Source organism: Streptomyces sp. NPDC002790 (assembly GCF_040295505.1).
GTDB lineage: Bacteria > Actinomycetota > Actinomycetes > Streptomycetales > Streptomycetaceae > Streptomyces.
Window position 1 is genome coordinate 1 of the sequence record NZ_JBEOVM010000085.1, and the last position, 20837, is coordinate 20837.

19 protein-coding genes are annotated in these 20837 nt (G+C 70.6%); 11 read left to right on the plus strand and 8 right to left on the minus strand.

The features are described from left to right. The 3 genes from ABT004_RS27535 to tgmA form a co-directional block, all read right to left on the minus strand. Window positions 1–808, minus strand: an 808-nt coding sequence (locus tag ABT004_RS27535) for a carboxylesterase/lipase family protein (RefSeq protein WP_351342048.1), incomplete at its 3' end; no start/stop codon positions are given. 102 nt (window positions 809–910) lie between these two features. Next, a complete protein-coding gene (tgmB, locus tag ABT004_RS27540) occupies window positions 911–1942 on the minus strand; it encodes an ATP-grasp ribosomal peptide maturase (protein WP_351342050.1) in 1032 nt (343 codons plus the stop codon). A 14-nt stretch (window positions 1943–1956) separates the two neighbouring features. Then, entirely contained in the window at window positions 1957–2148 is a 192-nt protein-coding gene (gene tgmA / locus ABT004_RS27545) for a putative ATP-grasp-modified RiPP (protein ID WP_266715696.1), read from the minus strand. 308 nt (window positions 2149–2456) lie between these two features. Between tgmA and ABT004_RS27550 the strand changes: the two genes are divergently transcribed. The 7 genes from ABT004_RS27550 to ABT004_RS27580 all read left to right on the plus strand — a co-directional run bounded on the left by ABT004_RS27550 (window position 2457) and on the right by ABT004_RS27580 (window position 7964). After that, window positions 2457–3308 carry a hypothetical protein gene (locus tag ABT004_RS27550; RefSeq protein WP_351342052.1) on the plus strand — a complete coding sequence of 284 codons (852 nt, stop codon included), beginning with the start codon at window positions 2457–2459 and terminating at the stop codon, window positions 3306–3308. Between the two features lie 126 nt (window positions 3309–3434). After that, window positions 3435–3737, plus strand: coding sequence for an urease subunit gamma (locus tag ABT004_RS27555; RefSeq protein ID WP_351342053.1), 303 nt, complete (start codon window positions 3435–3437; stop codon window positions 3735–3737). Further along, window positions 3734–4033, plus strand: a complete 300-nt coding sequence (locus ABT004_RS27560; RefSeq protein WP_351342055.1) for an urease subunit beta — start codon at window positions 3734–3736, stop codon at window positions 4031–4033. The genes ABT004_RS27555 and ABT004_RS27560 overlap by 4 nt, the downstream gene beginning before the upstream one ends. Then, window positions 4030–5739 carry an urease subunit alpha gene (locus ABT004_RS27565; protein WP_351342056.1) on the plus strand — a complete coding sequence of 570 codons (1710 nt, stop codon included), beginning with the start codon at window positions 4030–4032 and terminating at the stop codon, window positions 5737–5739. The genes ABT004_RS27560 and ABT004_RS27565 overlap by 4 nt, the downstream gene beginning before the upstream one ends. 24 nt (window positions 5740–5763) lie before the next feature. Next, window positions 5764–6432, plus strand: a complete 669-nt coding sequence (locus ABT004_RS27570) for an urease accessory protein UreF (protein WP_351342058.1) — start codon at window positions 5764–5766, stop codon at window positions 6430–6432. Beyond that, on the plus strand, window positions 6425–7195 hold the full coding sequence (gene ureG / locus ABT004_RS27575) for an urease accessory protein UreG (protein ID WP_351342060.1): 771 nt from the start codon (window positions 6425–6427) through the stop codon (window positions 7193–7195). Before ABT004_RS27570 ends, ureG begins: the two co-directional genes overlap by 8 nt. Beyond that, window positions 7167–7964, plus strand: coding sequence for an urease accessory protein UreD (locus ABT004_RS27580; RefSeq protein WP_351342062.1), 798 nt, complete (start codon window positions 7167–7169; stop codon window positions 7962–7964). Before ureG ends, ABT004_RS27580 begins: the two co-directional genes overlap by 29 nt. Here the strand turns inward: ABT004_RS27580 and ABT004_RS27585 are convergent. Further along, complete coding sequence (locus tag ABT004_RS27585; protein WP_351342064.1) at window positions 7934–9190, minus strand: DUF1576 domain-containing protein; 1257 nt, start codon at window positions 9188–9190, stop codon at window positions 7934–7936. The two genes, ABT004_RS27580 and ABT004_RS27585, sit on opposite strands and share 31 nt — an antisense overlap. Window positions 9191–9308: 118 nt before the next feature. Between ABT004_RS27585 and ABT004_RS27590 the strand changes: the two genes are divergently transcribed. Then, complete coding sequence (locus tag ABT004_RS27590; protein WP_351342066.1) at window positions 9309–10583, plus strand: MFS transporter; 1275 nt, start codon at window positions 9309–9311, stop codon at window positions 10581–10583. A gap of 12 nt (window positions 10584–10595) precedes the next feature. On the opposite strand, the gene ABT004_RS27595 is transcribed toward ABT004_RS27590, so the two are convergent. Beyond that, the gene (locus ABT004_RS27595; protein WP_351342068.1) at window positions 10596–11531 is read right to left on the minus strand and encodes an FkbM family methyltransferase; all 936 of its coding nucleotides are present in this window, start codon (window positions 11529–11531) and stop codon (window positions 10596–10598) included. 201 nt (window positions 11532–11732) lie between these two features. On the opposite strand from ABT004_RS27595, the gene ABT004_RS27600 reads away from it, so the two are divergent. Further along, window positions 11733–13490, plus strand: coding sequence for a glycosyltransferase family 2 protein (locus tag ABT004_RS27600; RefSeq protein WP_351342070.1), 1758 nt, complete (start codon window positions 11733–11735; stop codon window positions 13488–13490). Here ABT004_RS27600 and ABT004_RS27605 read toward each other — a convergent pair. From ABT004_RS27605 to ABT004_RS27615, 3 genes are all read right to left on the minus strand, one after another. Then, window positions 13462–14295, minus strand: a complete 834-nt coding sequence (locus ABT004_RS27605; protein WP_351342072.1) for a siderophore-interacting protein — start codon at window positions 14293–14295, stop codon at window positions 13462–13464. The genes ABT004_RS27600 and ABT004_RS27605 overlap by 29 nt on opposite strands. A gap of 12 nt (window positions 14296–14307) precedes the next feature. After that, complete coding sequence (locus ABT004_RS27610) at window positions 14308–15015, minus strand: DUF2470 domain-containing protein (protein WP_351342074.1); 708 nt, start codon at window positions 15013–15015, stop codon at window positions 14308–14310. Between the two features lie 72 nt (window positions 15016–15087). Continuing rightward, the gene (locus tag ABT004_RS27615) at window positions 15088–17910 is read right to left on the minus strand and encodes a glycoside hydrolase family 3 C-terminal domain-containing protein (protein WP_351342075.1); all 2823 of its coding nucleotides are present in this window, start codon (window positions 17908–17910) and stop codon (window positions 15088–15090) included. 213 nt (window positions 17911–18123) lie between these two features. Between ABT004_RS27615 and ABT004_RS27620 the strand changes: the two genes are divergently transcribed. Together ABT004_RS27620 and ABT004_RS27625 are read left to right on the plus strand one after the other, a co-directional pair. Further along, complete coding sequence (locus ABT004_RS27620; protein WP_351342077.1) at window positions 18124–19812, plus strand: extracellular solute-binding protein; 1689 nt, start codon at window positions 18124–18126, stop codon at window positions 19810–19812. Further along, on the plus strand, window positions 19812–20828 hold the full coding sequence (locus ABT004_RS27625) for an ABC transporter permease (RefSeq protein WP_351342079.1): 1017 nt from the start codon (window positions 19812–19814) through the stop codon (window positions 20826–20828). The genes ABT004_RS27620 and ABT004_RS27625 overlap by 1 nt, the downstream gene beginning before the upstream one ends. Window positions 20829–20837: the final 9 nt, after the last annotated feature.

Sequence of the window (20837 nt, forward strand, 5' to 3'; positions counted from 1 at the left end):
GTGGTGGCCGGCGCCTCAACCCCTCACCAACCGCCCCTTCGGATCCACCCAGTTCCGGCAGCGGCACCGCCGCGAACGCCTCGGCGGTGTGCGGCACCCCGAGCCGCTCCGCCATCCGCTCCCCGATGCGGCGCGCGGTGTCGGGCCGTACGAAGTGGTGACAGGCCCCGCTCTGCAGGATGGCGCGCCGGAACAGGCCGCGGGCGCGCGGCTCGACGAGCAGCCGGCCGATCGCCACCCCGCCCGCCGACTCACCGAACACGGTCACCCGGTCCGGGTCCCCGCCGAACGCCGCGATGTTGTCGCGCACCCACTCCAGCGCGGCGATCATGTCGAGCAGGCCCCGGTTGTCGGGCGCGCCCGGCAGGTGCAGGAATCCGTCCACGCCGAGGCGGTAGTTGACGCCGACGAGGACGACGCCGTCGCGGGCGAAGGTGTCGCCGCGGTAGCCGGAGGAGTTCGCGGAGCCGTTGGAGAAGGAGCCGCCGTGCAGCCACACCATGACGGGCAGGCCGGCGCCGGGGCCTGGCTCCGGGGTCCAGACGTTCAGGTTGAGGCAGTCGGCGCCGTCCTGGGACGTCTCGGGGATCAGCGCGTCGAACGGCGGGGCGTACGGGGCCTTGGGCGCGGTCGGCCCGTACTGCGTGGCGTCGCGCTCCCCCGTCCACGGCTCGGCGGGCGCGGGCGCGGCGAAGCGGTGCGGGCCGAACGGGGCGGCGGCGTACGGCACTCCGAGGAAGGAGGTGATCCCGTCCTCGGTGCGGCCGCGCAGGGTTCCCTGCCTGGTGACTGCGGTGGCGTCGGTCATACGGTGGGGCTCCCTCGGCAACGGGACGGTCGGTCGTCCACTCCTCTCGTACCCCACCGCGCGCCGCCCGTAAAGATCACCGGCGAGTCGTGTCATGTCCGGTCAGCCACACCCGGCGCCGCCGAGGGCGCGCTCGCCGTCGCCGCCCGCCGCGGATATGGGCCCGAGGGGGTCGCCCGCGAGCCATTGGGCGACGGCGCGGCCGATGGGCTGCCCCGTCTCGATCTCGATGAAGCCGAACTGGCCCGACTGGTTGCACTCCAGGAACCACCAGATGCCGTCGGCGTCCTCGGCGAAGTCGAATGCCCCGTATGCCAGTTGGGTGCGGGTCAGATAGGCCCGCACCGCGTCCGCGACGCGCCGGGGTACGGGTATCGGGCGCCAGGGGCCCGCGGCGGCGTCGAAGCGCACGTCGTCCACGGTCGCCTCGTCGGCCTGCCGGGCCCCGCCGACGTCGCGGGCATCCGGTGAGCTCGCCGCGCGCGCCGCGAACAGCAGGTCGCCCACGCAGGTCAGGCGGATGTCCGCGGCCCTGCGCACCCGGCGCTGCAACAGCGTCGGCCCGTTCGCGACGTCCTGGTAGTCCTCGCCCGGACGCACGCGCGTGGTCGGCACGGCGAGCCCGGCGTCGTCGGGGTGCTTGCCGGAGACGGGCTTCACGATCAGGTCGGGGTAGCGCTCGGCGAACTCGCGGGCGGCGCGCGGGAATGTGGTGATCAGCGTGGCCGGCACCGGGAGGCCGCAGGCGCGTGCCAGCCATAATTGCCACGGCTTGTGGCGGGCCTGGCGGGCGGAGTCGGGGTGGTTCATCCAGCGCGCGTCGGTGCACCGCAGCATCCCGTACAGGGACTGCGAGGCCTCTTCGGTGAGCCAGGACGACGCGGCTTCCGCGTGGGCGGCGGGCACGCCGGGGCGGCGCACCCAGATGGAGCGCAGGCCGCCCATGCTGACGACCCGGCCACCGACCGAGAGATGGCCGTGGAACTCGCCGTGCGCGAACTCCCCCGACACCTCGACGTCGCCGGGCAGTTCGGCGGGGTCGAGTCGCAGGACGGGGATTCCGTGGGCGTTCAATTCGACGACGGCCATGTCGGCTGTCACATCCTGTTCACTCGTCAGGATCAGCACGGTCATTTCCGCAGGGCCGTTCAGTCGTCGAAATGGGTTTTCGAACCCGCGGTGGAGGTGGTGGCCGCGAACTCCCGCAACACTGCGTAGTCGCGCGCCGCCACTGCGCCGTCGGCCAGCACGTTCAACTGCAGTGTTGCGTCGTACATATACGGCGCTCTGACCTCTGCCTCTCGCGTGGGGCGGGCATAGTTCAGTGCGAACGGTCGCATGAGCTCTCCTAGTTGGGGGTGCGCCAAGTCAAGCGCATGGTGACTCTCCGACGTCATACCTCCGGCCAATTTCTCGGTCTCGTTTTGGGTAAGACGCGTCACACCACTGAGGAGTTCATTCCGCCACGCAGCGTGATGACTCAACGTCAGCCAGGTAATGACCGGGCATTGCAGGGGGCTTTGTGGTCACTCCACCTATACGGCGCCTTTACAACCCTTTACATCTCTGAGCGTGGACGTACGGCGACAATCCGCCACACTGTCCGAACGCCCCCTGCGCGCACCGATCATGGGGCAGGGTGAGCCTCATGACCCGGTACAAGAAGCGGAACGAACAGCGGCACGGCAGACGCTCCGCGCTGACCCTCACCATCACCCTGGGCGCCCTGACGCTCGGCGCGACCACCGCGTCCGCCGCGCCCACCTGGACCGAGACCGGCACCTCGCACGTGAACTCGCTGACGGGCAGCCAGGGCCTGGCCTCCCGCGCGGACGGGTCGCTCGTGTACCGCGGCCTCGGCTCGGTCCCGCTGCCCCTGCGCGTCGCGGGCTGGACGCACGTCGGCGACCCGGACGTGGCGGACGGCTACACCTTCGACGCGTACCAGGGCGACGACAGCGCGACGAAGAAGATGTTCGCGGTGACCACGGCGGACGGGAAGCGCACCACCTACGAACACGCCCTCGACCCGGGCGAATTGCTCAACAACTCGTTCGCGTCCGTGTCGCCCGGCGGGCAGTGGCTGGTCTCCGGCGAATGGGGCACTCGGGAGAGCCTCCAGGTCTTCCCCACGCCGGTCCTCAACGCCGCCGCGCCCCAGCCCGGCACCAACCTCCCCCAGGCCGCCCGGATATCCCTCGACAAGCCGGTCACGAACATCCAGGGCTGCGACTTCACCGACGCCACCCATCTCCTGTGCTCGTCCGACGCCGGGGCCAAGGAGGTCCTCGACATCACGCTCGACCGCCCCCTGGACGGCAAACCGGTCACCGGTCACGTGGCCACCGCCTTCGCGATCCCCCAGCGCAGCGTCTGCAAGGGCACGTTCGAGTCCGAGGGCATCGACTACGACGCGGCGCGGGGAACCCTGCGCGTCCAGATGGTGCCGCCGGCTCCGTGCCTGGTGACGACGGCCGTGATCGCCTACAAGCGGGGGTAGGACCCGCGACGTACCGAACAGGCTCTGTTGCGCCCGATTTATAGCTCTTTGTGCGTACTCTTCCTCTGTCTTGACCTGACGGCCGCGATGAACATTCACAGGCCGTAGCAGAGGGAGGAGTCGGGCATGCGTCTGACACCGTCGGACACCGAGAAGCTGCTGCTCAGCGTGGCCGGGCTGATCGCGCGTGACCGCCGTGAGCGGGGTATCCGGCTCAACCACCCGGAGGCCGTGGCCCTGCTGTCCAGTTGGGCCCTGGAACAGGCCCGCGAGGGCCGGACGGTGGCCGAGGTCATGAACGCGGGGCGAAGCGTGCTCACGCGGGACGACCTCATGGAGGGTGTCCCTGAAATGCTGGGCGACGTCCAGGTCGAGGCCACATTCCCCGACGGGCGCAAGCTCGTCACGATCTCGGAGCCCGTCCAGTGATTCCCGGCGAGATCAGGGTCGGCGAAGGGCCGTTGCCGGAGCGGGACCGCGGCGAGCGCAGGACGTTGGTGTTCGTCAACGACGGCGACCGCCCCATCCAGGTCGGCTCGCATCTGCATCTCCCCCTGGCCAATCCCCACCTCTCGTTCGACCGCGCCGAGACCGAGGGCTTTCGGTTCGACGTTCCCGCGGGCACGTCCGTGCGCTTCGAGCCCGGCGTCAGCCTCCGCTTGACCTGCGTACGGCTGGCGGGCACGCGGTTCGGGGACCGGCCGGACCAGGAGGACCACGCATGAGCAGCACGGAACGACGGGCAGCGGCCCAGCTGTTCGGGCCCACGACGGGCGACCAGATCCGGCTCGGTGACACGGATGTGTGGATCGAGGTGGAGGAGGACCGCACGGACCGTGGCGACGCCGCGGTGTTCGGCGGCGGGAAGACCATCCGTGACGGCATGGCGCAGGGATCCACGTCCCGCGAGCAGGGTGCGCTGGACGTGGTGGTCACCAACGTGGTGGTGCTCGACCACTGGGGCATCGTGAAGGCCGACGTGGGGATCCGCGACGGCCGGATCGTCGGCGTCGGGCACGCCGGCAACCCGGCCGTCTCCGACGGCATCGGCCCCGGGATGGAGATCGGGCCCGGCACCGACGTCATCAGCGGCGAGGGCTGCGTCCTGACGGCCGGCGGCGTCGACACCCATGTCCACTTCATCTCCGAGGAGCAGGTCCGCGAGGCGCTGGCCACCGGCACCACGACACTGATCGGCGGGGGCGCGGGTCCGACCAAGGGCACCAAGGCCACCAGCGTCACACCTGGCGCCCGGGCCCTGGCCATGATCCACCGGGCGATGGACGAACTGCCCGTGAACGTGCTGCTGTTCGGCAAGGGCAGCACCGTCAGCGCCCGCGCGCTGCACGAGGACGCGCTCGCCGGCGCGGGCGGCTACAAGATCCACGAGGACTGGGGCGCCGGCCCCCAGGTGATCGACGCCGCGCTGCGGGCCGCCGAGGAGCACGGGCTGCAAGTGGCCCTGCACAGCGACAGCCTGAACGAGACCGGGTACCTGCGGCACACCGTCGAGGCCATCGGCGGGCGGGGCATCCACGCGTTCCACTCCGAGGGCGCGGGTGGCGGGCACGCCCCGGACATCATCGCGATCGCGGGCGAGCCGAACGTGCTCCCGGCGTCCACGAATCCGACCATGCCGTACACGGTGAACACCGTGGACGAGCACCTGGACATGCTGATCGTGTGCCACGCGCTCAACCCGAAGGTCCCCGAGGACCTGGCCTTCGCCGAGTCCCGGATCCGCGCGACCACCATGGCGGCCGAGGACCTGCTGCACGACATGGGCGCGGTCTCCATCATGTCCTCGGACAGTCTCGCGATGGGACGGATCGGGGAGATGATCTGCCGTACCTGGCAGACCGCGCATGTGATGAAGTCCCGCTTTGGACGCGGCAGTTCGGCGCTGCCCGCGGACAACGAACGAGCCCGCAGGTACGTGGCCAAGTACACGATCTGCCCCGCCGTCGCGCACGGCGTCGATCACGAGGTCGGCTCGGTCGAGGCGGGGAAGATCGCCGACCTGGTGCTCTGGAAGCCGGCCTTCTTCGGCATCCGCCCGGACGCCGTCATCAAGTCCGGTGCGGTGGTGGGCGCCCCGCTGGGCGATGCTAACGCGTCCATCACCACGCCCGAGCCGGTGCTGATGCGTCCCGGTCTGCCGGGCCATCGGGCGTCCGCGGCCCATCTGTCGACGACCTGGGTCGCGCCGGCCGCGCTGGAGAACGGGCTTGGCGAACGGCTGGGGCTGCGCCGCCGGATCGCTGCCGTCCGCCCCACCCGTAACACCGGCAAGCGCGACCTGCCGAACAACACCGCCCTGCCGCGGATCGAGGTGGACCCGGAGACCTTCGCCATCAGCATCGACGGTGAGCGGGTCACCCCGCAGCCGGCGACCGAGGTGCCGCTCGCACAGCGGTACTGCATGTTCTGACGGCGGATGGGGCAGCGGATTCCGATGGACCTGGCAGCACTGGTACTTGCCGACGGCCGGCTGCCCACCGGCGGGCACGCGCAGTCCGCGGGTCTCGAGCCCGCGCTCGCCGCGGGCCTGACCCCCGGGCTGATCCCCGACTTCCTGGCCGCCCGGCTCGACACGGTCGGGTCCGTGGACGCGGCCTGCACGGTCCTGTCCCGGCGGGCCGCGCTGTCCTCCGACGAGCTCGGCCCGGCGCTGGCCCGGATCACGCACGAGTACGAGGCCCGTACCCCCAGCCCTCCGATGCGGGCGGCGTCCGCGCTGCTCGGGCGCGGGATGGTGCGGCTGGCCGAGCGGCTGTGGCCGCACCACGATCCCGTACAGGCGCTGCGCGCTCTGCCCCGGCCGCCGCGGCCGGTGGCGCTGGGCGTGGTCTGCGCGCTGGCCGGCCTCGACGACATCCAGTCGGCCCGGGTCTGCCTGTACGAGGACGCGCAGACCGTGGCGTCCGCGGCGCCGAAGCTGCTGCCCGTGGATCCGCTGGAGCCCGTGCGGTGGGTGCTGGACGCGGCCGACGTCATCGAGCGGGCGGCGGTCCGGGCCGTCGCCGTGAGCAGCCCCGAGGACATCCCCGCGACCGCCGCGCCGCTGACGGAGTTGTGGTCGCTGGATCATGCAGAACGAGAGCGGAGAATCTTCCATGCCTGAACCGACGGCCGTAGCCGGACACGATCACCCCCACCCCCCACGCGCCCTGCGCCTCGGGGTGGCCGGTCCGGTCGGCACCGGCAAGAGCACGCTGATCGCGACGCTGTGCCGTCGGCTGTCCGAGGAGTTGCGGATCGCGGTGGTCACCAACGACATCTACACCGACGAGGACGCCCGGTTGCTGCGGGCCGCCGGTGTGCTGCCCGTCGACAGGATCGTGGCGGTGGAGACCGGGGCATGCCCGCACACCGCGATCCGCGACGACGTCACCGCCAATCTGCTGGCCGTGGAGGACCTCGAACGCGCGTGGGCGCCGCTGGATCTGGTGATGGTGGAGAGCGGCGGCGACAATCTCACCGCGACCTTCAGCCCGGCCCTGGTCGACGCGCAGATCTTCAGCATCGACGTGGCCGGTGGAGGCGACGTCGCGCGCAAGGGCGGTCCGGGGATCGAGCGCGCCGACCTGCTGGTGGTGAACAAGACCGACCTGGGCCCCCATGTGGACGTGGATCCGGAGCAGATGGTGCGTGACGCGTCCACGGTGCGCGGCGGACTGCCGGTGGTGGCCCTGAGCCGGCGTGACGAGGCCAGCGTCGACCGGCTCGTGCAATGGGTGCGGGACACGGTCGAGGCCCATCGCCGCGGCGTCCTGGTGCCCGCCGATCCGGGCCCGATGGCACCGCACACGCACGCGCACGACGACAGCCTCGACGACGACCGGCACTCCCTTGAGCATGCTGACGACGTCCTCCACTCCCACTGACGCGGCCGGCGCCGCCACGTCAGGTGGCACGGTGCCGACCCGGGTACGCGCCGAGCTGCGCGGTGGACGTGTCGCCCTGCCCGTTCTGGAGGCCGGGGACACGCTCGTGCCCCGGGTGCTCGAGGTCGACGGGCCCCGGGTGCGGATCGCGCTCGTCGGGCGCCGGGCGACCCTGCTCGCGGGCGACCGGGTCGAGTTGGACGTCTCGGTCGGCGCGGGGGTCCGGATGGACATCGTGGAACCGTCCGGCACGGTCGCCTACGACGCACGCGGGAGGAGTTCAGCGTGGGGTGCGCGCATCGACGTCGCGCCCGGCGCGGCCCTGGCGTGGCGCGCGGCTCCGTTCGTCGTCGCCGATGGTGCCGTTGTCCGCCGCGACCTCGACGTCCAACTGGCCGACGGCGCAGTGGCGTTACTGTCCGAGCTGCTGGTCCTCGGCCGGTCCGGACAGTCCGGCGGCGCGCTGTACGCACGTCAGCGGATCCTCCACTCGGGCCGCTCACTGCTGGCCGACGACCTCGACCTGCGCGATGCGCGGGCGCGGGCCCGGCCCGGGATCCTCGGCCCGAACCGGGTGATCGGCACCGTCACCCTCCTCGGCCACCGACCGGCCTCCGCGCCGGTGTCCCCTGCCGCCCTGCTGGCCGGCCCGGGCGCCATGGCCAGGGTGGTCGCCTACGACGCGCATCGCGCACAGCCCGAGTTGGACCGCTGGTGGCACGCTTGGCGCCGCGTGCTTCAGGCCGAGGGGACGCTCAACGGGTCCTGAGGACGGTCGCTGTCGCGTCGCCGGACGAAGACGAGGGCCACCGGTGTCACCACCGCGGCCACGAGTCCGGCCGCGAACCCGTTGCCGTACAGGTTCAGCCCTCCGGCGAACGCGCCGGTGACCTGGCCGACCGAGACGTGCAGGAAGCCCGCCAACACCCCCCACTGGGGGCCGAACCGGCCGGCGACCGGCGCCAGACACGTACCGAACAGGGCCGCCCACACCACACCGGGGTCGGTGAAGCCGAACGGCTTGGCCAGCGCACCGAGCAGCACACCGACCATCACCGGCACGATGTTCACCGCGTGCTTGCCGCACGCGCCGAACCCGATGACGCTCACGATGCCGCCGACGACCGGACCATTGAAGTCGGCGCCGACGATCAGTACGAAGGCGGTGGCGATCACCCCCACCGCCGCCATGTTCAGCAGAGTGGGCCCGGCGCCGTCCGATGCGATGAAGTCCGCGGGGGCCTGTCCGGTACGGCGGTGCAGTGCCACGTATCCGTGCCACGGTCTGCGATCCAGGACGAAGGCCGCCGCGACCACGCCCAGCAGAATCACCGCGACCAGGATCAGCAACTCGGCGTCGTGCCCCGACGTCCACACCATCGGCGGCTGCGCGGCCAGGCCGTACGACTGGAAGACGGCGACCACCACCGTGCCGAGGACACCGGCCACGAAGCCCATGTTGTACAGAGTGAACCCGTTGTGCGCGCGGAAGAGTTGACGCGCGACAGGCGGCACCACGAACCCGATCAGCACGGCCGTCGCGAAGCCGAGCGGCACCGAAATCCACCGGTCCAGGGCGGAGTTGAACGCCACCTCGGAGAAGACCGGCGCCAGCGCGGTGGCGAAGATGGCGGTGGTGAGATAGTCACGGACCGGCTCACGACGGGCAGCGGCGTAGAGGCCGACACCCATGACGATGGGCCAGACATTCAGCACGGTCTTCCCGAACAGGCCGAAGCCGAGAAGCATGTAGAGGCAGCCGACCGCGGCGCCGTCGACACGCGCCCCGGTCAAGCGGTAGCCGGCGCAGGCGACGAGGGTGAGCAGACCCGTCTGAACAAAGGCTCCCCCCAGACCCCCCAGGTCGACGAAGTCCGTGATCAGAACATCCGGAGCGATCAGAATGCGTCCGACCCCGCGCACCACCTCCGCCGGCGGATCCACGAGAAACCCGAACGCGACGCACCCGAGCGCCGTCAGACTCAGCAGCCCCAAAAGGCACCGCTCACCCCTCATGTCATGACTTGTCCGCATACCTCATCTTGACACGACGATGTGTCAACTCCGCCAAACCACTCGTGAACAGGCGCTTCTCGCGGTTAGCGTCAGGATCATGACAGAGACGATCAAGACTGCGGCGCCACCCCGGCACCCCGTCCGCCAGCTCCTCGCCGCCTCCGTCGGCAATGCCGTCGAGTGGTACGACTGGTACGCGTACACGTTCCTGGCGACGTACATCGCCGATCAGGTGTTCCCGAAGGGGGCCGACAACTCGCTCGTACCGCTGCTCGCCACCTTCGCGGTGTTCGCGGTCGGGTTCTTCATGCGGCCGGTGGGCGGGCTGCTGATGGGGGCCGTCGCCGACCGGCGCGGGCGGCGGGCCGCGCTCACGGTGACCATTCTGCTCATGGGCGGTAGCAGCCTGCTGGTCGGCATCACCCCGACGTACGCCTCGGTGGGAGTGCTCGCGCCCGTCGTCCTGGTGCTCGCCCGGCTGCTCCAAGGGCTGTCCGTGGGTGGGGAGTTCGCGGCGTCGACGACGTTCCTCGTCGAGTCGGCGGGGCCGGGGCGGCGTGGGCTGTTCTCGTCCTTCCAGTATGTGTCCACGTCCATCGGGCAGTTGATCGCGTCGGGCGTCGCCGCGGTGCTGGTCGCCACGCTCGCCGAGGGGCAGATGGACGGCTGGGGGTGGCGGGTGCCGTTCCTGGCGGGGGCGGTGCTCAGCCTGGTCGGGTTCTGGATCCGGCAGGGCGCGCAGGAGACGCGGAGCGAGACGCACGAGCGGCCGGGGCTCTTCGACGCGCTCAAGCAGTACCCGCGGCAGTCGCTGCTCGTCTGCGGGATCACGGCGGGCGGCACCCTCGCGTACTACACGTGGACCTCGTACCTGCCGACGTACGCGGAGCTGAACACGAACATCGACAAGTCACAGGCGCTGACCGCGGGCACGATCTCGCTGGCCTTCTTCGCGCTGCTGCAGCCGGTCGGCGGGATGCTCTCCGACCGCTTCGGGCGCAAGCCGCTGCTGCTGTTCTTCGGGCTCGGGTTCGCGCTGCTGAGCGTGCCGCTGCTGCACTCGCTGACCGGGTCCTTCGCCTCGCTGCTGTTCACGCAGTGCGCCGGCATGGTGCTGCTCACCGGCTTCACTTCGATCTCGGCGGCGGTCAACGCGGAGGTGTTCCCGGCGCGGGTGCGGGCGGCCGGGATCGGGTTCCCCTACTCGCTGACGGTGGCGCTGTTCGGCGGCACGGCGCCGTACATGGGCACGCTGTTCAAGGACCTGGGGCACAGCGGCTTCTTCCCCTGGTACGTCGCCGTGCTGTGCCTGGTGTCCTCGGTGGTGTACCTGCGACTCCCGGAGAGCGCGCACCGGGAGCTCGATCGCTGAGCGGGTCGGGGCTCAGCCGCCGGAGGCCTGTCCGGCGGCGGCCCCGCGCTCCCGCTCCCCCGGCACCGGCGCGGGCACCGGCTCGGGAGCCGCGCCGGGGCGCATCATCACGCAGTCGAACTCGAGCACCCGGCCGGTGCTCTTCTCGCGGGTCACCGGGTACATGCCGGTGACCTCGAAGCCGTGGCCCTCGTATTCGGCGAGGGCCTTCTCCATGCGCGGGCTGTCTTCGTAGAGCCGCAGGAGCGCGACCTCCGACTGCAGGCCCACGAAATCGCCGACGCGCTCGCCGGCTCCGGCGAAGACCTCGAGGTCGTAGCCCTGCGTGTCCATCTTGAGATAGGGGCGGGGGTCGGAGATGCCGGCGAGGGCCTGGTCCATGAGGCCGTCGAGACGGGAGACCTGGATTTCCTCCGTGCGGCCCTTCGTGAACCGCTTGTACGCCGCGTTTCCGTAGTCGCTCGGGGGAAGCAGCGAGTTCATGGTGTTCCACTCGACGTACATGGGCCGGAGTTCGTCCGAACGGCCGAGTCCGCAGGGGAAGACGTGCCAGTCCGGGTCCCCATCGGCGCGCTTCCGCAATTTCTCCAGGAAGCGGGGAACGGGTTCGAAGGATACAATGCGGCCTTTGTATCCGAACTGCCTGAGGCGCTTTCCGTACTGCCCGACGTTGGCCCCCACGTCGAATACGCAGTTCACGCCGTAGTGGTCGAGCATCTCGACGACGTGACGGCTGCAGAGACAGTCGGAAGCCGCCTTCTGGAAGTCCTGCTCCGGCATGCCCGACTTCCGCTGGTCCACGACCAGATGGACGCCGCCGCCGAGGTCGGTACTGGTCCACTTCCCATGACGCCGGTGCACAAGGACCGCTGCTCCAGGAGCCAGGTCGATGATCTGGGCCCCGGTCCGAGAGAGGCCGTTCAGCAGTGTCCGGTACAGAGAAGCCATGGCCGACACCGTCGCAGACATGAACCGAAACCCTGGTATGGCCCGGCCCGCGTCACTCGAAACAGTGACGCCCCGCTCTCCGTGCGATATTCGTATCGGCGAGTGACCATAGGAAGTGCGTTTCCCGCGAAGGACGTAAACGCCACCAGGTTACGAACCCTCTCCTCGGAACGGTCCGAGCGCACGGATTGACAGACCTACATGACCCACATAAAAGTCACGGTTATCATTCCGACCCACAACACTGGCGAAGACGTCATGGTGGGCCTCACCGCACTGCGGAAACAGACCATGCCCCGCACGGACTTCGAAGTGCTCTACGTCGACGACTGCTCCTCGGACGACACGGTCGCATTCCTGGAAAGGGAACTGGCCGGCGAGGACACCATGCGGGTCGTCCCGATGGCCACCAATTCGGGCTGGCCCGGCCGCCCCCGCAACACCGGGGTCGCCCGCGCGCGCGGCGAGTACGTGCACTTCGTCGACGACGACGACTGGCTCTCCCCGCAGGCGCTGGAGCGGCTCTACGCGCGCGCCAAGGAGACCGACGCCGACATCGTGATCGGGCGCATGGCGGGGCACGGCCGCGGCGCCCCGCGGGCCCCGTTCGCCAGGCCGCTGGAGCGGGGGTCCGTGCGCGAGAACCCCGTACTGCTGGGCAGCATGACCGTCCACAAGCTGTTCCGCCGGCAGTTCCTCCTCGACCACGAGCTGCGCTTCGAGGAGGGCCGGGTACGGCTCGAGGACCATCTGTTCACGCTGCGGGCCTATCTGCTGGCCAAGCAGGTCAGCACCGTGTCGGACTACACGACGTACCACTGGGTGCGGCACCGCGACGGCAGGCACAACATCAGCTACACCCCCATCGAGCCCGCCCCTTACATAGGCTCGGTGCGGCGCATCATCGCGCTGCTGCACGCCCCGGACACGCAGGTGGCGGACGATGAGATGCGGCACCGGTTCACCGCCAACTGGTACGGCAGCAAGGCCCTGAAGCGGCTCACCGGGAAGGGGTTCCTCGGGCAGGAAGAGGAGCGTCGCGCGGCCTGGCGACAGCAGGTCATCGACCTCGCCGCCGACCTGCCCACCGCCGTCGACCGCCATCTGCCGGAGCGTCTTCGCGTGCTCTCCCGCCTGTGCCGCTCCGGCGACCACGAGGGCATCCAGGCCTACACCCGGTACGAGAGCGAGGTGCGGCACCTGCCGAAGGTCGAGGAGACGGTCCGGCAGGGCGAGGTGCTGCACGTCCGTACGCGCACGTCACTGGTGCGGACCGACCCGGAGACGGGCGAGAGCACCCCGCTCCTGTTCCGCCGCACCGTGCACGAGACGCCGTCCGGCAAGAAGCGGGTGCGCTGGATCTGGCAGCCGCCCGCTCCCCTGGACGAGCTTCCCGGGCTCGCCCCCGCGCTCGACTTCACCCAGCCGCTCAAGAAGGCCAAGGCGCAGGGCCTCGTGCACCACAAGGCGGGCGGCACCCAGCTCGTGGTGGCCACCGGGACGTCCACGCTGCGGCCCACCGCGCACGAGGCGGACCCCGACCTGTGGGAGATGCACTGGACGACGGAGTGCACCATCGATCCCGCCGGCGTCGACGAGATCTCCGGGCCGCTGGAGAGCGGCACCTGGCACGTGTGCCTGCGCCTGAACGTGGGCGGCTGGCTCAGCTCGCCGCGTCTGTCCGGGGTGACACTCTCCGTGCCGGGCGCCGCGAAGCCGGTGGTGGCCGACCGGCAGCGGCCCGCGCCCCAGCGCCACCCCCTGCACGGCGTCGCGAAGGTGGCGGTGCCCGTGCTGCGCCGGGTGTTCCCCGCCGCCGCGTATCTGGCGCTGCGCGACCGGTACCGGCGGCTCCCCGCGTTCGGCGGGAGACCCGCTCCGGTCTCGGTGGCCCTGCAGGAGCTGCAACGCGCCAAGCAGGCGCAGGCGCTCAGTGTTTCCAGTACCCGCAGAACATGATGCGGTCCTTCGGTACCCCCTGAGCCACCCAGTGCCGGCGCAGCCCGGTGGCGAGCCCCGACTCCCCTACCGCCCAGCCGTACAACGGGCCGCCGGAGAGCGGCAGTTCGCGGGCCCGTGCGAGGGCGGCCGCGCCGGGTACGGACGTGGGCGTGTCACCCCGGTCGACCCAGACGACCTCGACGCCGGGCGGCGCCGTGAGTTTCTGGCGGTCCTCGGGGGCCGGTACTTCCGCGACGGCCCAGCCCGTGGTGTCGGCGGGCAGCGAGGCGAGCACTCCGGCGAGCGCGGGCAGGCCCGACTCGTCGGCGGCGAGGGCGACTTGGCGGATTCCATCGGGCATGTTGAAGCCGGTGCCCTCGTCGACGAGGACGACCGCGTCACCCGGCCCACAGGTGCGCGCCCAGGTCGCGGCGGGGCCGGCCGTGGCCTCGGCGTCGCGTCCGTGGAGCACGAAGTCGACGTCCAGCTCCGGGCCTTGGGGCCCTTCGGCGCGGTGGGCGCGGACCGTGTAGTTGCGCAGGACGGGGCGGGTTCCCTTGGGGCCGCCGAGGATCTTCAGGTAGCTGACGGTGGTCAACCGGTCCGGGATCCGGCCGAGCGAGGCGTCCGCGTCGGGGCCCGCCGGGAGGAAGAGGCGAAACCACTGGTCGTATCCCATCGGCCGGAAGTGCGCGATGTCGCCGCCTCCGAGGGTGACGCGGACGAAGTGCGGCGAGAGGTGTTCGCTGCGCAGGACGTGCAGGCGCAGGGGCCGCGCCGACTCGGGCTTGACGCGGGTGGCGGTGATGTTGCCGCGCTGCATGTGCGCCTCCGTTCAGCGGTGCGCGCGGGCAGCCGCGGCGTCGAGGAGTTCCTGGATGCGGTGGCCCACTTCGTGGGGGCCGATCGCGTGCCGGGGGAAGGCGATGCGGATGTCCTCGCACTCCTCGGCGGCGCGTTCGAGGCGCAGGACGAGGCCCCTGCGGTCGAGGCGTACGGGGCGGATGTCCGCCACGTCGGACAGGTCCAACTCGCCTACGGTCTCGGCAAGTTGGATGAGGAGGTCCGCGTGGCCCGTGTCCAGGTGCGAGAGCAGTTCCGCCTCGACCCCGGCCAGCGGGTCGGGCGCCGCCGCGGCGAGTTCCGTCACGTCCAGGACGCGCACCGAGTCGTCCTCGGCGAAGGCGGCCCGCGCCGGGCGGAACACCAGGGTGTCGGGGCCCGCACCCCCGAGGCGTCCGCTGAAGGCGAGGCGGGCCCGCACCCGGTCACGGACGACGACGGGGGCCACGTCCGTGAACTCCGCGTACGCGGCGAGGCCCGAGTGCGGCGCCGTGGCGAGCGCCGCGGTCAGCCGCGGATCCTCGGGGTCGAGCAGGATGAGCCGGGACGCGGCGTCCACGGCGTAGAGCCCCACGCAGTCGAGCCGCAGCCGGGCCTCGGTCGTGGTGGTCAGGGTCAGGGTCAAGGTGTCGGCCGCGGCGAGGATCGTCCGCGCCCGCTCGGCGGGGGTGAGCTCCTGGTGCGCCACTGGGTTGACCATCTCCACTCCAAACTTAGGTAAGGCTCACCTTACTCACGCGTGAGGTCCAGTGTCACCCCCACCCCCAGGGCGTCATGCACCGGTGCCCTGGGGAACGAATGTGATGCGGGCCAGGCGGACACCACCGCCCAGCCGCACGCGCAGATCACGCACTCCGTTGGCGACGAAGGGGGCCTCGACCGTGACGTAGTCGTACGGTCCGCCGGTCGCGGGCGCTTTGACGGGGCCACCACCGACCACGTCCACGAACCCCTCGCCCGCGACGTCGAGGCGTACGGCCGAGATGCCGTGCGTTCCGAAGTCGCAGTCGGCGTAGAGGAGTTCGCCTTCTCCGGTGATGGCGTCGCCGTCCGTCCTCGTGCGGTCGACGATCTCGATGCCGCCGCGCATCTCGTCGTACGTCGCCACGTCCAGGCCGTCGGTGAGGACGGGGCGCGGCGCCGGTTCTTCGCCGGCCACGCGGAGGGTCTCGGTGAGGCGGATGTCCGTGCTGGAGGCGCCGACGAGCAGTTCGTACGGTCCGGCGGCGACGCTCCAGCGGCCGCGTGCGACGTCCCAGTGGCCGAACTCCGCGAGCGGAACGCGGAAGGTGGCCCGCTCCGACTCCCCAGCGCCCAGGGTGATGCGGCGGTGTCCGACGAGCTGGCGGCGTGGGCGCGGCACGGCGGCGTCCACCGCCCGCAGGTACAGCTGAGGCACCTCGTCCGCCGTGCGCGGGCCCGTGTTCGTGACGGTGAAGGTGACTTCCACCGTCGCCTCGTCCGGGCAGGACACGAACAGCGCGGCGTAGGTGAACGGCGCGTAGGACAGGCCGTGTCCGAAGGAGTAGAGGGGGGTGCCCTCGAAGTAGAGGTACGTCTGGCGCGAGCCGATGATGTCGTAGTCCAGGAGGCCGGGCAGGTCGGTGTCGGCCGCGTACCAGGTCTGCGGGAGCCGGCCCGCCGGGCTGATGTCACCGGCGAGGACGCGGGCGAGCGCGCGGCCCGCGGCCTGGCCGCCGTGCGCGGTCCACAGCAGGGCGGGCAGTTCGGTGTGCGCGTCGGGGACGGCGTACGGGTACGAGGAGACCAGGGCGAGGGCCGTGCGTGGGTTGGCGGTGCGGGCCGCGCTCCACAACTCGGCCTGATGCGGCGGGAGTTCGAGGGTTGTGCGGTCCTCGGTCTCGCGGCCGTTGATGTGCGGGTCGTTGCCTGCGAAGACGAGGACCACGTCCGCTTCGGCGGCCGCGGCGGCCACGGCGTCGGCGCCGCGCTCCATGACATCGAGTTCGAAAACCGTGCCCTGGTCGGCAACCTTCAGGCCGTCGGCGGCGACCGACACGTACCGACCCGTCCCGGCGTGCTTGAGGAGGTGCCCGTCCTCGTGCGGTTCGAGCGTGAACGTCTCCTGGACGACCCAGCCGCCCGGCTGCTCGGCGGAGGCCCGGACGTATCCGTCGTCGGCGACCGAGAGGTAGCGGCCGTCTGGCGCGCGGAGCGTGAGGACGCCGGATCCCCAGTCGGCCAGGGCGAGTTCGGTGCCGTCGGCGGACGGCGAGACGTGCAGCGGGGCGAGGTCGGTCCGGCCTGCGATCAGCGCGGGGTCGAGGGCGGCGGCGGAGGCGTCGGGCGCCGCCTCCTCCGGCGCGTCGGGGACACACACCCCTCCCTCGGCGCACCGCAGCCGTACCCGGTCCACGCCCTCCGCGTACGTGACCCGGTCCACGCCGAACCGCTCCCGCAGCCCGTCGAGGGGTGTCGAGCGGCGGATGAGAGTGCCGCTGTACCAGTCCGTCTTGCACTCGTCGGCGAGCAGGCCGACGGCCGCGATCCGGGTGTGCGCGTCGAGCGGCAGCAGGCCGTCGTTCTTGAGCAGCACGATCGCCTGCTCGGCGGCCTCCTGGGCGAGCGCGCGATGCGCCTCGGTGTCAAAGTCCCGTACGTCCGCGAAGGGGTCGGTGTCGGCGAACTCGCCCAGTCGGGCCCGCACTTCCAGCTGTCTGCGCACGGCCGCGTCGATGTCGGCCTCGGAGATCAGACCCTGGTCGTAGGCGCGCCGCAGCCGCCCGACGATCGTCGAGGAGTCGGTGCCGTGGTCGGTGAAGCTGTCGACTCCGGCGCGCAGGGCGGCGGCGACGGCCCCCTCGTGGGTGGCGAAGTAGTGCTCGGAGTCGACGAGGTTGCTGGGCGCGCCCGCGTCGGAGCAGACGAGGAGTTCCTGGTCGGTCCAGGTCCGCAACTGTTCGCGCAGGTACGGCGATACGTGGTTGGGGCGGCCGTTGACGAGGTTGTAGGCGGGCATGACACCGGCCACCGCCCCCGCCTCGACGGGCCGCTTGAACGCCCGGAGGTCGTACTCGTGCAGCACGCGTGGGCGCACGGAGGCGTTGGAGGTGTCGCGGTCGGTCTCGTTGTTGTGGGCGAGCCAGTGCTTGAGGACGGGGGCCGTGCGCCAGTACTCGGGGTGGTCGCCGCGCAGGCCCCGCGTGTACGCCGTGGCGATCGCGGCGGTGAGGTGCGGGTCCTCGGCGTAGCCCTCCTCGTTCCTGCCCCACAGCGGGTTGCGCAGCAGATTCACCACGGGCGCCCATACGTTGGGGCCGACCCGGTCGTCGCGCCGCCGCATGGCGCGGGCCTCTTTCGACACCACGGCGCCGATCCGGTGCAGCAGCTCGTCGTTCCAGGTGGCGCCGAGGCCGACCGCCTGCGGGAAGACGGTGGCCTCGCCCATCCACGCGACGCCGTGCAGCGCCTCCTGCCCGGTGCGGAACGCGGCGAGGCCGAGGCGCGGGACGCCGGGCGTGAACTGGTGCAGGAGCGCGAGGCGTTCGTCGAGGGAGAGCCGGGCGAGCAGCCCGTCGACGCGCTTGCTGTCGGGAGCTGCGGGTTCCGGGCGGGGCGCGGTTCTGTCGATCACGTGGAGGTCCCTTGGCGAAGGAGATCGGGATGGATTCGAAGCGCTTCGATGCTCGGTAACCCCCTCATCGTGTGTCAAGTGGACGGCAGCTGTGGGTCGTTGAGGAATTCCACGCACCTGTCTTGTCGCCGTGGGAGCGCTCCCTTAACCTCACTGCAACATCGAAGCGCTTCGACATTTGCGCCGAGTCGTCATCCCCGAAGGGTTGCTCCCATGACGCCGAACTCCCCCTCCACCGGCCCCGGTCGGAGAAGCTTCCTCGCCTCCACCGCGGTCGCCGCCGCGGCCGTGGCCGGCGGCGTGCCCCTGCTCTCCGCGTGCGGGAGCACGGCCGAAACGGGCGAGGGGACGACCTCGGGGAAGTCGGCGAAGAAGCTGCTGCCGACGTATGCGGCGCGCCCCATCGTCACCCCCGACATCGCGTCGAAGAACGGCTCGTGCGCCGGTTTCACCGGCAAGGTGGACCTGGCGAAGCTGGAGACGTCCGTACCGAAGAAGCTCGGCACCGGAGCCCAGGTGAAGGTCATGGCCCCGTTCTGGGGACCACCGCCGAAGGCCGACTGCGAGTACTACACCGCGCTCAACGAGGCCTCTGGTGTACAGGTCGACTGGCAGAACCAGGACGGCAACACCTACGGCGAGAAGATCGGCGCGGTGCTCGCCTCCAGCTCGCTGCCCGACGTGCTGATCGTGCCCGGCTGGGAGCTTTCGGGGAAGATCCCAGCCGCGCTCGTCGCGAAGATGATGGACCTCGGCCCGTATCTGGCCGGCAGCAAGGTGCGCGACTATCCGAACCTGGCCGCCATCCCGGAGGACGCCTGGCGGCGCGGCATCTTCGGCGGCAAACTGCGCGGCATCCCGTACCCGTACTCGCGCCTCCCGAACATCGCGCCCTTCTACCGCAAGGACCTCTTCGGCAAGAACGGCTGGGAGCCGCCGAAGTCGGCGCAGGAGTTCTTCGACCTCGCCAAGGAGATGACCAGCAAGAAGGCGGGGGTGTACGGCTGCGACGACATGAAGTGGTCGGCCTTCAACTTCTTCGGTTCGCTCGGCGGCAGCGAGAAGGCGCTCGGCTGGAAGATGCAGGGCAAGAAGCTCGTCAAGCGCCTGGAGAGCGACGAGTATCTGGAGGCGCTGTCCTGGACGCGCAAGCTGTACGCCGCCGGGGTCGTGCACCCCGAGGCGAAGGCGCAGACCGGTGACGGCCTGCTCCGCTTCACCAGCGGCAAGGTCATGATGTGCAACGCCGACATCGCCTACTGGTACGGCAAGAGCGCGGAGATGCAGGGCAGCAAGGCGTTCCCGGACTTCGAGATGGCCGCGATGGACATCTTCGGGCACGACGGCGGCGACCCGACGCTCTATGCGGGCACGCCCGCCAACGTATGGGCCTTCGTCCGCAAGAACGCGTCCAAGGAGATCGTCAAGAACGTCCTGGCCGCCGCCAACTACACGGCCGCGCCCGTCGGCACAAAGGAGCACATGCTCGCCTACTACGGCGAGGAGGGCACCCACTTCACGGTCGAGGACGGCGTCCCGACGAAGACGAAGAAGGGCAACGCGCAGGTGGTCAGCTCCTGGCAGATGCTCTCCGGGCCCGCCCCGTTCTTCGCGTACCCCGACTTCCCGGACATCACCAGGGCGATGTGCGAGTGGCAGCAGCGCATGGGCGCGTTCGTGAAGAAGTCGCCGTTCTACGGCATGACGATCGTCGAGCCCACGCGGTACGCCACCCTGGAGGACAAGTTCGAGCAGTTGGAGGACGACTACGTCCGCGGCAACAAATCGCTCGGCGACGTGCAACAGGCGATCAGTGACTGGAAGTCGCGGGGCGGCGACAAGCTGCGCGACTGGTACAAGAAGCTTCTCGACGAGAACGGCGCGAACGGCGACGCGTCCTGATGGCGCTGGAGACCCAACGCCCGCCCCGGTCCGCCGCCACCTCCGTCAAGAACAAAGCCAAAGCCAAAGCCGACGCGGGCGGGGACGGCGGCATCACCTGGCGGACCAGGCTGCGCCGCGACCGCACACTGATCCTGATGACCGTGCCCGTCATCGTCCTGCTGCTCGTCTTCAACTACCTTCCGCTGCTCGGCAACGTCATCGCGTTCCAGGACTACAACCCGTACGTCTCCACCAACGGCGTCACGGCGATCCTGCACTCGCCGATGGTGGGCCTCGAACAGTTCCAGAAGATGCTCGAGGACTCCGACTTCTGGAACGCGCTCCAGAACACCCTCGTCCTCTTCCTCATCCAACTGCTGCTGTTCTTCCCCGTGCCGATCGCGCTCGCGCTGCTCATCAACAGTGTGATCAGGCCGCGGGTGCGGGCCCTGTCGCAGGCGATCCTCTACCTGCCGCACTTCTTCTCGTGGGTGCTCGTCGTCACCGTCTTCCAGCAGATGTTCGGCGGCGCCGGGCTGATCGCGCAGCTGCTCCAGGACCACGGCGTCGACGGCTTCGACCTGATGACGGACGCCCGGATCTTCAAGTACCTGCTCACCGCGCAGATGGTCTGGAAGGACGCCGGCTGGGGCATCATCGTCTTCCTCGCGGCCCTCGCCTCCGTCAGCCCCGAGCTGTACGAGGCGGCGGCGATGGACGGCGCGAACCGCTGGCGACGCATGTGGCACGTCACGCTGCCCGCGCTGCGCCCGGTGATCGCGCTGCTGCTCGTCCTGCGCGTCGGCGACGCGCTCACCGTCGGCTTCGAGCAGATCCTGCTGCAACGCAGGGCGGTGGGCGCGGGCGCCTCCGAAGTGCTCGACACGTACGTGTGGAGCACCGGCATCCAGAACGGCGACTTCAGCTACGCGGCGGCGGTCGGCCTGGTGAAGGGCGTGGTCGGGATCTGTCTGGTGCTCGCGGCCAACAAGTTCGCCCATCTGCTCGGCGAGCAAGGTGTGTACAAGAAGTGAGGGTGGACA